13 protein-coding genes and 5 tRNA genes are annotated in these 13,580 nt (G+C 54.5%); 11 read left to right on the plus strand and 7 right to left on the minus strand.

Translation table 11 applies throughout. From position 1 onward, the window contains the following. The first annotated feature begins 66 nt into the window (after positions 1–66). The 10 genes from tolB to pnuC all read left to right on the plus strand — a co-directional run bounded on the left by tolB (position 67) and on the right by pnuC (position 5,472). Positions 67–1,359 carry a Tol-Pal system beta propeller repeat protein TolB gene (tolB, locus tag L2Y28_RS06335; protein ID WP_022647472.1) on the plus strand — a complete coding sequence of 431 codons (1,293 nt, stop codon included), beginning with the start codon at positions 67–69 and terminating at the stop codon, positions 1,357–1,359. A 34-nt stretch (positions 1,360–1,393) separates the two neighbouring features. Beyond that, positions 1,394–1,915 (plus strand): peptidoglycan-associated lipoprotein Pal, encoded by a 522-nt coding sequence (pal, locus tag L2Y28_RS06340; protein ID WP_003858578.1) that lies wholly within the window; start codon positions 1,394–1,396, stop codon positions 1,913–1,915. Positions 1,916–1,924: 9 nt separating this feature from the next. Then, on the plus strand, positions 1,925–2,713 hold the full coding sequence (cpoB, locus tag L2Y28_RS06345; RefSeq protein ID WP_022647473.1) for a cell division protein CpoB: 789 nt from the start codon (positions 1,925–1,927) through the stop codon (positions 2,711–2,713). A gap of 161 nt (positions 2,714–2,874) precedes the next feature. Next, positions 2,875–2,950, plus strand: a tRNA-Lys gene (locus L2Y28_RS06350). Between the two features lie 27 nt (positions 2,951–2,977). Then, positions 2,978–3,053, plus strand: a tRNA-Val gene (locus tag L2Y28_RS06355). A 3-nt stretch (positions 3,054–3,056) separates the two neighbouring features. Beyond that, positions 3,057–3,132, plus strand: a tRNA-Lys gene (locus tag L2Y28_RS06360). Positions 3,133–3,173: 41 nt separating this feature from the next. Then, positions 3,174–3,249: transfer RNA gene (locus L2Y28_RS06365), tRNA-Lys, on the plus strand. Between the two features lie 31 nt (positions 3,250–3,280). Further along, positions 3,281–3,356: transfer RNA gene (locus tag L2Y28_RS06370), tRNA-Lys, on the plus strand. A 330-nt stretch (positions 3,357–3,686) separates the two neighbouring features. Continuing rightward, positions 3,687–4,730, plus strand: a complete 1,044-nt coding sequence (nadA, locus tag L2Y28_RS06375) for a quinolinate synthase NadA (protein WP_022647474.1) — start codon at positions 3,687–3,689, stop codon at positions 4,728–4,730. Positions 4,731–4,752: 22 nt separating this feature from the next. Next, positions 4,753–5,472, plus strand: coding sequence for a nicotinamide riboside transporter PnuC (gene pnuC, locus L2Y28_RS06380; RefSeq protein WP_022647475.1), 720 nt, complete (start codon positions 4,753–4,755; stop codon positions 5,470–5,472). Here pnuC and zitB read toward each other — a convergent pair. Together zitB and L2Y28_RS06390 are read right to left on the minus strand one after the other, a co-directional pair. After that, positions 5,469–6,407, minus strand: coding sequence for a CDF family zinc transporter ZitB (zitB, locus tag L2Y28_RS06385; protein ID WP_022647476.1), 939 nt, complete (start codon positions 6,405–6,407; stop codon positions 5,469–5,471). The genes pnuC and zitB overlap by 4 nt on opposite strands. 99 nt (positions 6,408–6,506) lie before the next feature. Next, positions 6,507–6,866 (minus strand): protein YbgS, encoded by a 360-nt coding sequence (locus tag L2Y28_RS06390; protein WP_022647477.1) that lies wholly within the window; start codon positions 6,864–6,866, stop codon positions 6,507–6,509. 304 nt (positions 6,867–7,170) lie between these two features. Here L2Y28_RS06390 and aroG point away from each other — a divergent pair, with 304 nt between their 5' ends. After that, positions 7,171–8,223, plus strand: coding sequence for a 3-deoxy-7-phosphoheptulonate synthase AroG (gene aroG, locus L2Y28_RS06395; protein ID WP_022647478.1), 1,053 nt, complete (start codon positions 7,171–7,173; stop codon positions 8,221–8,223). Between the two features lie 61 nt (positions 8,224–8,284). Here aroG and gpmA read toward each other — a convergent pair whose 3' ends face one another. From gpmA to galE, 5 genes are all read right to left on the minus strand, one after another. Further along, complete coding sequence (gene gpmA / locus L2Y28_RS06400) at positions 8,285–9,037, minus strand: 2,3-diphosphoglycerate-dependent phosphoglycerate mutase (RefSeq protein ID WP_236919577.1); 753 nt, start codon at positions 9,035–9,037, stop codon at positions 8,285–8,287. Between the two features lie 273 nt (positions 9,038–9,310). Next, a complete protein-coding gene (gene galM / locus L2Y28_RS06405) occupies positions 9,311–10,354 on the minus strand; it encodes a galactose-1-epimerase (RefSeq protein ID WP_022647479.1) in 1,044 nt (347 codons plus the stop codon). After that, positions 10,348–11,496 (minus strand): galactokinase, encoded by a 1,149-nt coding sequence (gene galK / locus L2Y28_RS06410; protein WP_022647480.1) that lies wholly within the window; start codon positions 11,494–11,496, stop codon positions 10,348–10,350. The genes galM and galK overlap by 7 nt, the downstream gene beginning before the upstream one ends. Positions 11,497–11,498: 2 nt before the next feature. Next, a complete protein-coding gene (gene galT / locus L2Y28_RS06415; RefSeq protein ID WP_022647481.1) occupies positions 11,499–12,545 on the minus strand; it encodes a galactose-1-phosphate uridylyltransferase in 1,047 nt (348 codons plus the stop codon). Between the two features lie 9 nt (positions 12,546–12,554). Continuing rightward, entirely contained in the window at positions 12,555–13,571 is a 1,017-nt protein-coding gene (gene galE, locus L2Y28_RS06420) for a UDP-glucose 4-epimerase GalE (RefSeq protein WP_022647482.1), read from the minus strand. Positions 13,572–13,580: the final 9 nt, after the last annotated feature.

Genomic DNA, 13,580 nt, shown 5'->3' on the forward strand with positions numbered 1-13,580 from the left:
CTATTTGGGTTTGTTAACATTCTGCTAAATTATCGTGGGTAAGATTACCCAGATAAGGGAGATATGATGAAGCAGGCATTACGTGTAGCAGTTAGTTTTTTAATGCTGTGGGCAGCTGTACTGCACGCAGAAGTACGTATCGAGATCACCCAGGGGGTGGACTCGGCGCGTCCGATTGGTGTCGTTCCGTTCCAGTGGGCAGGCCCGGGCGCTGCGCCTGAAGATATTGGCGGCATTGTTGCAGCTGACCTGCGTAACAGCGGTAAATTTAACCCATTAGATCGTTCCCGCCTGCCTCAGCAGCCGGGTACTGCGCAGGACGTTCAGCCTGCTGCATGGTCTGCGCTGGGTATTGATGCGGTAGTTGTCGGGCAGGTTACGCCTGCACCAGACGGCGGCTATAACGTTGCGTATCAGCTGGTTGATACCGGCGGTGCGCCGGGTACCGTTCTGGCTCAGAACACGTATAAAGTGAACAAGCAGTGGCTGCGCTACGCTGGCCATACGGCGAGTGACGAAGTGTTCGAGAAGCTGACTGGTATTAAAGGTGCGTTCCGTACCCGTATCGCGTACGTGGTACAGACCAACGGCGGCCAGTTCCCTTATGAGCTGCGCGTCTCTGATTACGATGGTTACAACCAGTTCACCGTACACCGTTCACCGCAGCCGCTGATGTCTCCGGCATGGTCTCCGGACGGCTCAAAGCTGGCGTATGTGACCTTCGAAAGCGGCCGCTCCGCGCTGGTCATCCAGACGCTCTCTAACGGTGCTGTTCGTCAGGTTGCGTCATTCCCACGTCACAACGGTGCACCTGCGTTCTCTCCGGACGGTACCAAACTGGCGTTTGCCCTGTCTAAAACCGGTAGCCTGAACCTGTACGTAATGGATATTGGTTCTGGTCAGATCCGTCAGGTCACGGATGGTCGTAGCAATAACACTGAGCCAACCTGGTTCCCGGACAGCCAGAATCTGGCCTTTACGTCCGACCAGGCAGGTCGTCCACAAGTTTATAAAGTGAATATCAACGGCGGAGCAGCGCAGCGTATTACCTGGGAGGGTTCTCAGAACCAGGATGCTGACGTCAGTGCCGATGGTAAAACAATGGTAATGGTCAGCACTGCGGGTGGTCAGCAGCACATTGCCAAACAAGATCTGGTAACGGGAGGCGTACAAATACTGTCGTCAACGTTCCTGGATGAAACGCCAAGTCTGGCACCTAACGGCACCATGGTAATCTACAGCTCTTCTCAGGGGATGGGATCCGTGCTGAATCTGGTTTCTACAGATGGGCGTTTCAAAGCGCGTCTTCCGGCAACTGATGGACAGGTAAAATCACCTGCCTGGTCGCCGTATCTGTAATAATAATTAATTGATTACTAAAGGAATCTTAGAAATGCAACTGAACAAAGTGCTGAAGGGGCTGATGATCGCTCTGCCTGTTATGGCAATCGCAGCGTGTTCTTCTAACAAGAACGCAAGCAATGACCAGAGCGGCGAAGGCATGATGGGTGCCGGCACCGGTATGGACGCTAACGGCAATGGCAACATGTCTTCTGAAGAGCAAGCGCGTCTTCAGATGCAGCAGTTACAGCAGAACAACATCGTTTACTTCGATCTGGATAAATACGACATCCGTTCTGACTTCGCTGCGATGCTGGATGCGCACGCAAACTTCCTGCGTAGCAACCCGTCTTACAAAGTCACCGTAGAAGGTCACGCGGACGAACGTGGTACTCCGGAGTACAACATCTCCCTGGGTGAACGTCGTGCAAACGCTGTTAAAATGTATTTGCAGGGTAAAGGCGTTTCTGCTGACCAGATCTCCATCGTTTCTTACGGTAAAGAAAAACCAGCAGTACTGGGTCACGACGAAGCGGCTTACTCCAAAAACCGTCGTGCCGTACTCGTTTACTAAGAGAATTGCATGAGCAGTAACTTCAGACATCATCTGATGAGTCTGTCGTTACTGGTTGGAATAGCGGCCCCCTGGGCCGCTTTTGCTCAGGCACCAATCAGTAGTGTCGGCTCAGGCTCGGTAGAAGACCGGGTCACTCAACTCGAGCGTATCTCTAACGCTCACAGCCAGCTTTTAACTCAACTCCAGCAGCAACTTTCTGACAACCAGAACGATATCGATTCCCTTCGTGGTCAGATCCAGGAGAGTCAGTATCAGCTTAATCAGGTTGTGGAACGCCAGAAGCAAATCTTGTCGCAGATGGATAGCCTGAGCAGCGGCGGTGCGGCTGCACAGCCCGCAGCAGGCGATCAAAGCGGTGCGGCGACGCCTGCACCTGCGGCAGATGCCTCCGCGTCGTCTGGAGCGCCTGTACAAAGCGGTGACGCGAATACGGACTATAACGCGGCCATTGCCCTGGTACAGGACAAATCGCGCCAGGACGATGCTATCGTTGCGTTTCAGAACTTCGTTAAGAAGTACCCTGATTCTACTTACCAGCCAAATGCGAACTACTGGCTGGGTCAGTTGAATTACAACAAGGGTAAAAAGGATGATGCGGCGTTTTATTTTGCCTCTGTGGTGAAAAATTACCCGAAATCACCGAAAGCGCCGGATGCGATGTATAAAGTCGGCGTGATCATGCAGGACAAAGGCGACACTGCAAAAGCCAAAGCGGTTTATCAGCAGGTGGTTGCGAAATTCCCGGGTACAGACGGCGCCAAACAAGCGCAAAAACGTTTGAGTTCGATGGGTTGATTATCGCATGACCAGAAATCGCGTTATTTCTGGTCGTGCAGCATGATTCCTAAGCAGTTAAGTGATCTTCATCGAAATTTTTGTTGCGCAGAATTCTTAAATCAGTAATATATGCCGCCGTTGCCACGGGATATCAAACAACGTGAAAGCAGCGCAAAAGTGGGTCGTTAGCTCAGTTGGTAGAGCAGTTGACTTTTAATCAATTGGTCGCAGGTTCGAATCCTGCACGACCCACCACTTAAAGCAGTTCCGGCAGTACAGAGTGGGTGATTAGCTCAGTTGGTAGAGCATCTCCTTTACACGGAGGGGGTCGGCGGTTCGAGCCCGTCATCACCCACCACTCGGGTCGTTAGCTCAGTTGGTAGAGCAGTTGACTTTTAATCAATTGGTCGCAGGTTCGAATCCTGCACGACCCACCAATTTTATTGGTTCCGAGTGATAATTCAGGCAACACCCGAATGGGTCGTTAGCTCAGTTGGTAGAGCAGTTGACTTTTAATCAATTGGTCGCAGGTTCGAATCCTGCACGACCCACCAGCCTGAATAGATTTGAAGTACATCCCGCAAGGGGTCGTTAGCTCAGTTGGTAGAGCAGTTGACTTTTAATCAATTGGTCGCAGGTTCGAATCCTGCACGACCCACCAATTTTAATGTCTTACTCAGATACTACACGTGAAGGATAACGTTGCTTTAGCAACGGCCCGATGGGCGAGGCGAAGCCGAATCATCCTGCACGACCCACCAGTGTAGAAAGGCGCCCTAAAGGCGCCTTTTTGCTATCTGTCTTTCGCCAGTGCCTTGTTGGTCGGGTAAGGCGAAGCCACCAGCCGACAAATGCTACCGGCATCAATTCCCGATGACATTCCCCCTCAAATTCGCTATCTTGTTTAGTATATAAAACACCATTGCCTCATTTTTGTTATCTCATGCAAAACAAAGGCAATATTGTTAAGCCAGTAAATCGAGAAGCCATAATGAGTGTGATGTTTGATCCCGAAACCGCAATCTATCCCTTCCCGCCGAAGCCAGCTCCGCTAAGCCGGGATGAGAAGCAGTTCTATCGTGAAAAAATCAAGCGCCTCCTTAAAGAGCGTGATGCGGTGATGGTGGCGCATTACTACACCGACCCGGAAATTCAGCAGCTGGCGGAAGAGACGGGCGGCTGTATCTCAGACTCCCTGGAGATGGCGCGTTTCGGTGCTAAGCATTCAGCCTCCACGCTGCTGGTCGCGGGGGTTCGTTTTATGGGTGAAACGGCAAAAATCCTCAGCCCGGAAAAAACGATTCTGATGCCTACGCTGAATGCCGAATGTTCTCTTGACCTCGGTTGCCCGATTGATGAGTTCACCGCCTTCTGTGATGCCCACCCTGACCGTACCGTGGTGGTCTATGCCAATACGTCTGCGGCGGTGAAAGCCCGGGCAGACTGGGTAGTAACGTCCAGTATCGCCGTTGAGCTGATTGAACATCTGGACAGCCTGGGGGAGAAAATCATCTGGGCGCCCGATCGTCACCTGGGAAACTACGTACAAAAACAGACCGGTGCGGATGTGCTGTGCTGGCAGGGCGCCTGTATCGTTCACGACGAGTTTAAGACCCAGGCACTGATCCGGATGAAACGACTATACCCGCAGGCCGCAATTCTGGTGCATCCGGAGTCGCCGCAGTCGATTGTTGAGATGGCGGACGCCGTCGGCTCAACCAGCCAGTTGATAAACGCGGCAAAAACCCTGCCGCACAAGCAGCTCATCGTGGCGACCGATCGCGGTATCTTCTATAAAATGCAGCAGGCCGTACCAGAAAAAGAGCTGCTCGAAGCGCCAACCGCCGGAGAAGGGGCGACCTGTCGAAGCTGCGCGCACTGCCCGTGGATGGCGATGAATGGACTTAAGGCGATAGCGGAGGGGCTGGAAAACGGGGGCGCAGCGCATGAGATCCACGTGGACGCCGCCCTGCGCGAAGGCGCGTTAATTCCGCTTAACCGTATGCTGGATTTTGCGGCTACACTACGTACTTAACTTATTACGCCCCGGAGAAAAAATGGATTTTTTTAGCACACAGAACATCCTGGTTCATATCCCGATTGGTGCGGGCGGCTATGACCTGTCGTGGATTGAAGCGGTAGGTACGCTGGCCGGTTTACTCTGTATCTGGCTGGCCAGCCTTGAGAAGATCAGTAACTATGCGTTCGGGCTGATAAACGTCACGCTGTTTGCGATCATCTTCTTCCAGATCCAGCTCTACGCCAGCCTGCTTCTGCAGCTGTTCTTCTTCGCGGCCAATATCTATGGCTGGTACGCCTGGTCGCGGCAAAACAGTCAGCAGGAGGCGGAGCTGCAAATCCGCTGGCTGCCGTTGCCAAAAGCCATTGCCTGGCTCGCGGCCTGCGTGGTGGCAATCGGCTTTATGACCGTCTTTATTGACCCGGTATTTGCCTTCCTGACGCGCGTGGCGGTCTCGGTCATGTCGGGTCTGGGATTAAACGTGACGATGCCTGAGCTTCAGCCTGATGCCTTCCCGTTCTGGGATTCCTGCATGATGGTGCTGTCGATTGCCGCAATGATCCTGATGACCCGTAAATACGTTGAAAACTGGCTGCTGTGGGTGGTCATCAACGTGATTAGCGTGGTGATTTTTGCCCGTCAGGGCGTTTATGCCATGTCGCTGGAGTATATGCTGCTGACCGTCATTGCCCTGAACGGTAGCCGCATGTGGATCAACAGCGCGCGTGAGCGTGGCTCTCGCGCGCTTTCCCGCTAATGGTGATGCTCGTGTGAGTGGCCGGACTGCGCCTCGTTCAGGTGACAGTCTGGCCCGTTACAGGGCTGATACTCCATCTGGATGGTGGAGTGCGCAATTTCGTAGTGATGCTCAAGGAAGTGCCGAATACGTTCAAGCAACGCATCGTGATCGTGGGGCGGAATAACCTGAACGTGCAGCGTCATAAGCGGTTTCTCACCCACCAGCCAGACGTGAACGTGGTGAACGTTACGGACTTCAGGAATGGAACGACACAGATTGCGTTTTAGCTCGCCAATATCCAGCGACGTGGGAGCGCCTTCCAGCAGTTCATTCACGCTCTCTTTCAACAGCCGCCAGGCACTGCGTAATACAAGGCACGATACCAGCACGGAAAGAATCGGGTCGATGGGGGTCCAGCCCGTACCCATAATGATCAGCGCGGCGACGATGGCACCTACGGAACCCAGCAGATCGCCCAGCACGTGAAGCGCCGCGGCCCGTACGTTCAGATTTTTTTCGCTGCTGCCGCGGTGCAATATCCAGAATGCCAGAATATTGGCGACCAACCCGGCAATAGCAATCACCATCATCGTCGTTCCGGCTACCGGTTGTGGATGACGAAAGCGCTGAAACGCCTCCCAGACGATAAGAATGGTAATAACCACCAGTGCAATCGCATTCACGAACGCAGCAAGTGTGGTCAGTCTGAGCCAGCCAAAGGTGTGGCGGGCATTGGGAGGGCGACGGGCAAACTGCACGGCCAGCAGAGCAAACAGGAGCGCGGCAGCGTCGGTCAGCATATGCCCGGCATCGGCCAGCAGCGCCAGCGATCCGGAGATCAGTCCGCCTGTCACCTCAATAATCATAAAGGTGGCAGTGACGCCAAAAGCCAGCAGAAGCCGTTTGGCATTTTCATCGCCAGTGGAGTGGGAATGGGAGTGGGAGTGCGCCATGGTATCGTTCCTGATTTATTATTATTTTTAGTGTAGCGTTTTTAAGAGCTTAAATAAAAAAGGAGAGCATTCGCTCTCCCTCTTTTACCTTACGGAAGGTTACTGGGTAGTACCGTCCGTTTTGGTATTGGCATCGCTGCCCACTTTGTCATTCGGGTCCGGGCATTTCCCGTCTTTACACATTGAGTTTTTGTGAACTTCGTCAGTGCTCATACCGTCATGGTTCATCGTGCCGGTATTCGTACCGCCGGTGTTGGTATTGCCCGTGTTGATATTACTGTTATCAACATTATTTGGCGCGATATTCTGTTTTGCATCCGGCGCAACCTGGCCCGCTTCGGCAGCGGCATTCGCGTCGCCGTTGCTGCCGGAGGAGCCTGTATCGGCTGCCAGTACGCTACCGCTTGCCAGGGTAAGGGTTGCCGTCAGGAAAAGCGTAGTCAGTTTCGTCATTTTCATCATGGTGCTCCTGTTCTTATCGTTACGCTGGATAACATTCTCCAACAGTGCATCTTGTTCAGTGGCGAAAGATCCCAGATTCCTGAATTATGTCAGGATGGAATCGCGTATAAGTATTTAAAAACAGTCGTTACAAGTAAAAAGCTTAGGCGAGATCTCATTTTTCGCTATTTTGTTGCGTATTTTAGGCGAATTCCAGGAATTATCTGCGCGAAGTGTAAAAGCCCGTTTACACTTCGTGACCGACAAGTTAGATTGAAAGCATTGCTTTCATTACTAAAGATATGGCAGAGCCGGAAAGAAGATGAATTATCAGAACGACGATTTACGCATTAAAGAGATCAATGAGTTATTACCTCCCGTAGCGCTCCTTGAAAAATTCCCCGCCACCGAAAATGCCGCCAACACGGTGTCTCATGCCCGCAAGGCGATCCACAAGATCCTGAAAGGTAGCGACGATCGTCTTTTGGTGGTCATCGGACCGTGCTCCATTCACGATCCTGCTGCGGCCAAAGAGTACGCGTCACGTCTGCTCACCCTGCGCGAAGAGCTGAAGGGCGAACTGGAAATTGTGATGCGCGTTTATTTCGAAAAACCGCGTACCACCGTGGGCTGGAAAGGGTTGATCAACGATCCGCACATGGACAACAGTTTCCAGATCAACGACGGCCTGCGTATTGCGCGTAAGCTGCTGCTGGAGATTAACGACAGCGGGCTGCCTGCTGCCGGAGAATTCCTCGATATGATCACCCCGCAGTATCTGGCTGACCTGATGAGCTGGGGCGCTATTGGTGCGCGTACGACTGAATCGCAGGTTCACCGTGAGCTGGCGTCTGGCCTGTCATGCCCGGTGGGTTTCAAAAACGGCACTGATGGCACCATCAAAGTCGCTATTGATGCCATCAATGCGGCTGGCGCGCCGCACTGCTTCCTGTCGGTGACTAAGTGGGGCCACTCGGCTATCGTGAATACCAGCGGTAATGGCGATTGCCATATCATTCTGCGCGGCGGTAAAGAGCCTAACTACAGCGCTAAACACGTAGCGGAAGTGAAGGCGGGTCTGGAGAAAGCGGGACTGGCGCCGCAGATCATGATCGATTTCAGCCATGCGAACTCAAGCAAACAGTTCAAAAAGCAGATGGAAGTTGGTGCAGACGTTTGTCAGCAAATCGCCAACGGTGAACGCGCAGTGATTGGGGTGATGATTGAGAGCCATCTGGTGGAAGGCAATCAGAACCTGGAGGGCAGCGAGCCGCTGGTCTACGGTAAGAGCGTGACGGATGCCTGCATTGGCTGGGATGATACCGATGCGATCCTGCGTCAGCTGGCGGATGCGGTAAAAGCGCGTCGCGGTTAAGTTTATCGCTGGCAATAAAAAAGCGTGGATTGCTCCACGCTTTTTTTATGTCCGGCGAAAATTACTTCGCTTTACCCTGGTTCGCCACGGCCGCCGCTTTTGCAGCGATTTCGTCGGCGTTACCCAGGTAGTAATGTTTAACTGGCTTGAAGTTTTCGTCGAACTCGTACACCAGCGGCACGCCGGTAGGGATGTTCAGCTCGAGAATTTCTTCTTCACCCATGTTGTCCAGGTATTTCACCAGCGCACGCAGGGAGTTACCGTGAGCAGCGATAATGACGCGCTCGCCGCTTTTCAGGCGTGGCAGAATGGTTTCGTTCCAGTAAGGCACAACACGGTCGATGGTCAGCGCCAGGCTTTCGGTCTGCGGCAGTTCAGCCTCAGTCAGCTTCGCGTAACGCGGATCGTGGCCCGGGTAGCGCTCGTCATCTTTGCTCAGCTCTGGAGGCGTGACCGCAAAACCACGACGCCACTGCTTAACCTGCTCGTCACCGTATTTTTCTGCGGTTTCTGCTTTGTTCAGACCTTGCAGCGCACCGTAGTGACGCTCGTTCAGTTTCCAGGATTTCTCAACCGGCAGCCAGGCCTGATCCAGCTCGTCCAGGATGTTCCACAGGGTATGGATGGCACGTTTCAGCACAGAGGTGTAAGCAAAGTCAAAGGTGAAGCCTTCTTCTTTCAGCAGTTTACCTGCCGCTTTTGCTTCGCTCACGCCTTTCTCGGACAGATCAACGTCATACCAACCGGTGAAGCGGTTTTCGTTGTTCCACTGGCTTTCGCCGTGGCGCACCAGGACAAGCTTAGTATTAGCCATTTCTTACTCCTCAAGCATTTTGAATGATAACAATTCTCATTATATTGCCGTGACTGTGCCAGCAGCAACGCTTAACCCTAACCATAGCGAAAATAGTTCGAGAGTGTAAGATGCATGTGAATCCAGGGTTATGATTTTGTCTGCGATCGCCGCTATTTTCAGCAAGCTGAGCGGAAAAAAGCCCTCGCGGTGAGGGCCAGGCTTTTTGCCGGATGGCGCTTCGCTTATCCGGCCTACATTCGTAGGCCCGTGCACGCGTAGCGCCGCCGGACATTATGCGCGCGGAATGAAATGATACTCTGTGACGCTTACGTACTCTTCACCCGGACGCAGCACACAGTCAGGCTGCGGCCATTCAGGATGGTTAGGACTGTCCGGCAGGAACTCGCTCTCCAGCGCCAGACCTTGCCAGGCGGCGTAGTCGTTATGTTCACGCGCCGTGGTCCCCTCCAGGTAGTTACCGGAGTAGAACTGCAGGGCAGGGGCGGTGGTGTAGACCGTCATCTGTAACTTCTCATCCGCAGACCAGACCTGTGCGGCAGGTTGAGAAAGATCGCCTTTCGCCTGCAACAGGAAAGCGTGGTCGTAGCCTTTCACCTTGCGCTGATCGTCATCACTCAGGAAATCCTGGGCGATGGTTTTCGGCTGACGGAAATCAAAGCTATTACCGCTTACCGGTTTCAGCCCCTGATAAGGGATACCCATCTCATCGACCGGCAGATACGCGTCCGCCAGGATCTGGAGTTTGTGGCTGCGGACATCGGTCTGATTGCCGTCAAGGTTGAAATAGGCGTGGTTAGTCAGGTTGACCGGGCACGGCTTGTCGACGGTCGCGCGGTACTCAATGGCGATACGATTATCTTCGGTCAGGGTAAAGCGTGCGGTTGCGGTGAGATTGCCCGGGAAGCCCTGGTCTCCGTCGAGGGAGTCCAGAGAGAACCAGACCTCACCGTCATTTTGCTGCACAATCTTCCAGCGACGTTTATCAAACCCTTCCGGGCCGCCGTGCAGCTGATTTTCACCCTGGCTGGCAAGCAGGGAATAGGTTACGCCGTCCAGCGTAAACCGGCTTCTGGCGATGCGGTTGGCGTAGCGGCCTATGGATGCGCCCAGAAAAGCGGTCTGCTCGATATATTGCTCGGGCGATGCGCAGCCGAGCAGGGTTTCGCGCACGCTGCCTTCAGGCATTGGTACGCGGGCAGAAAGTAACGTTGCGCCCCAGTCCATCAGCGTAACCACCATCCCGGCGCTGTTGCGCAGGGTTAACAGGCGATACGGCAGACCATCCGGTGCGAGAGTAGGTGTTTCGTTTAGCACTGTCCGGCTCCTTGTGATGCTTTGCAGACATAGAAAGTTTCTTTGATGCCCGTTTTGGCTTCGTACTGTTTAGCCACCGCGTCCTGAATGGCAGGGACCATCTCTTCCGGCACCAGGGCGACGACACAGCCGCCAAATCCCCCCCCGGTCATACGCACGCCGCCTTTGTCGCCAATCGTGGCTTTCACAATTTCAACTAGGGTGTCGATTTGTGGCACGGTGATTTCGAAATCGTCGCGCATGGAGGCATGCGATTCGGCCATCAGCTCGCCCATCCGTTTCAGGTCACCTTTCGCCAGCGCGGAGGCGGCTTCTACGGTACGGGCATTTTCCGTCAGCACGTGACGCACGCGCTTCGTGACAACCGGATCCAGTTCGTGGGCAACCATGTTAAATTCGTCAAGTGAGACATCACGCAGGGCTGGCTGCTGGAAGAAGCGCGCGCCGGTTTCACACTGCTCGCGGCGGGTGTTGTACTCGCTCCCCACCAGTGTGCGTTTGAAGTTGCTGTTGATGATCACCACAGCCGCACCTTTTGGCAGTGGAACCGCTTTGGTCCCGAGGGAGCGGCAGTCAATCAGCAAAGCATGTTCTTTCTTGCCCAGCGCGGAAATCAGCTGATCCATAATGCCGCAGTTGCAGCCCACGAACTGGTTTTCCGCTTCCTGACCGTTGAGGGCGATTTGCGCCCCGTCCAGCGGCAGATGATAAAGCTGCTGGAACACGGTGCCGACCGCCACTTCCAGCGATGCGGAAGAGCTTAATCCCGCCCCTTGCGGCACGTTGCCGCTGATCACCAGATCGGCCCCGCCGAAATTCTTGTTACGCTTCAGAAGATGCTTCACCACGCCGCGAACATAGTTCGACCACTGCTGGCTGTCGTGGGTCACGATCGGCGCATCAAGGGAAAATTCGTCAATTTCGTTGCCGTAATCCGCGGCGATCACTCGCACGTTACGATCTGAACGTTTCGTGCAGGCGATCACCGTCTGGTAGTCGATGGCACACGGCAGGACAAAACCGTCGTTATAGTCGGTGTGCTCGCCGATCAGATTAACGCGGCCTGGCGCCTGGATAATATGGGTGGCAGGGTAGCCAAATTTTTCAGCAAACAGGGATTGTGTTTTATCTTTCAGACTCATTTTTAAACTCCTGATTCGCGGTAATGGACGTCGCTAACGGCACGCAGGCGTTCTGCCGCCTGTTCCGCCGTCAGGTCGCGCTGGGTTTCCGCCAGCATTTCATAGCCCACCATGAATTTACGTACCGTCGCAGAACGCAGCAGCGGCGGATAGAAGTGTGCATGTAACTGCCAGTGTTGATTCTCTTCGCCGTTAAACGGCGCACCGTGCCAGCCCATGGAGTAGGGGAAGGAACACTGGAACAGGTTGTCGTAGCGGCTGGTCAGTTTTTTCAGCGCCAGGGCAAGGTCGTCTCGCTGGGCGTCGCTGAGGTCCGTAATACGCTGAACATGGGCCTTTGGCAGCAGCAGCGTTTCAAACGGCCACGCCGCCCAGTAAGGGACTACCGCAAGCCAGTGCTCGGTTTCCACCACAGTGCGGCTGCCGTCCGCCAGTTCACGCTGGGTGTAATCCACCAGCATCGGCGAACCGTTCTGGGCGAAATAGGCTTTTTGCAGCCGGTCTTCACGTTCGGCTTCGTTCGGCAGGAAGCTGTTCGCCCAGATCTGGCCGTGCGGATGCGGGTTAGAGCAGCCCATCGCCGCGCCTTTATTTTCAAATACCTGCACCCACGGATAGGTCTGGCCCAGCTCCGCCGTTTGCGCCTGCCAGGTGCTGACCACCTCTTTCAGCGCCTCAACGCTCAGCTCCGGCAGCGTTTTGCTGTGATCGGGAGAGAAGCAGATCACGCGGCTGGTGCCGCGGGCGCTTTCACAGCGCATCAGCGGGTCGTGGTTTTCCGGCGCGTCCGGCGTGTCGGTCATCAGCGCCGCAAAATCGTTAGTGAAAACGAAGGTGCCTTTGTAGTTCGGGTTTGTATCGCCCGTCACGCGCGTGTTGCCCGGACAGAGGAAGCAGTCCGGATCGTGCTGCGGCAGCGACTGTTTGGCAGGCGTCTCTTGCGCCCCCTGCCAGGGGCGCTTGGCGCGATGCGGTGAAACTAAAATCCATTGCCCGCTGAGCGGGTTAAAACGACGATGCGGGTGATCGACGGGATTGAATTGTGTCATGACAAATCCTTAATCCGGATAACCCTGCGGATGGCGTGACTGCCAGTGCCAGGTATCCTGTGCCATTTCATCAAGCGTGCGGGTAACACGCCAGTTAAGCTCTTTATCCGCTTTGGTGGCATCGGCCCAGTAAGCCGGGAGGTCGCCATCACGACGCGGCGCGAAGTGATACTTCACTGGCTTGCCGCAGGCTTTACTGAAGGCATTCACCACATCCAGCACGCTGCTGCCGACGCCGGCGCCGAGGTTGTAAATATGCACGCCCGGTTTATCCGCCAGCTGCTGCATCGCCGCCACGTGGCCGTCGGCCAGATCCATCACGTGAATGTAATCGCGCACGCCGGTGCCGTCTTCGGTGGGATAATCGTTACCAAAAATCGCCAGGGAGTCGCGACGCCCTACGGCAACCTGCGCGATATACGGCATCAGGTTATTTGGAATGCCCTGCGGATCTTCACCCATGTCGCCTGACGGATGCGCGCCAACCGGGTTGAAGTAGCGCAGCAGCGCGATGCTCCACTCAGGCTGGGCTTTTTGCAGGTCGGTCAGGATCTGCTCTACCATCAGCTTGCTTTTGCCATACGGGCTTTGCGGCGTACCGGTCGGGAAGCTTTCAACGTAAGGAATTTTTGGCTGATCGCCGTAGACGGTCGCGGAAGAGCTGAAGATAAAGTTTTTAACGTTCGCCGCACGCATGGCGGAGATCAGACGCAGGGTACCGTTGACGTTGTTGTCGTAGTACTCAAGCGGTTTTGCTACCGATTCGCCCACCGCTTTCAGGCCCGCGAAGTGGATAACGGTTTCAATCGCGTGATCGTGAAGGATTTCAGTCATCAACGCTTCATTGCGGATATCGCCTTCCACGAAAGTCGGCTGTTTACCCGCAAGGCGTTCAATGACCGGCAGCACGCTGCGCTTACTGTTGCACAGGTTATCAAGAATGACGACATCGTGGCCGCTTTGCAGAAGTTGTACGCAGGTATGACTTCCTATGTAACCGCTACCACCTGTTACCAGAACTCGCATATTTCGCTC

The organism is Enterobacter sp. JH25 (assembly GCF_021725435.1).
Lineage (GTDB): Bacteria > Pseudomonadota > Gammaproteobacteria > Enterobacterales > Enterobacteriaceae > Enterobacter > Enterobacter intestinihominis.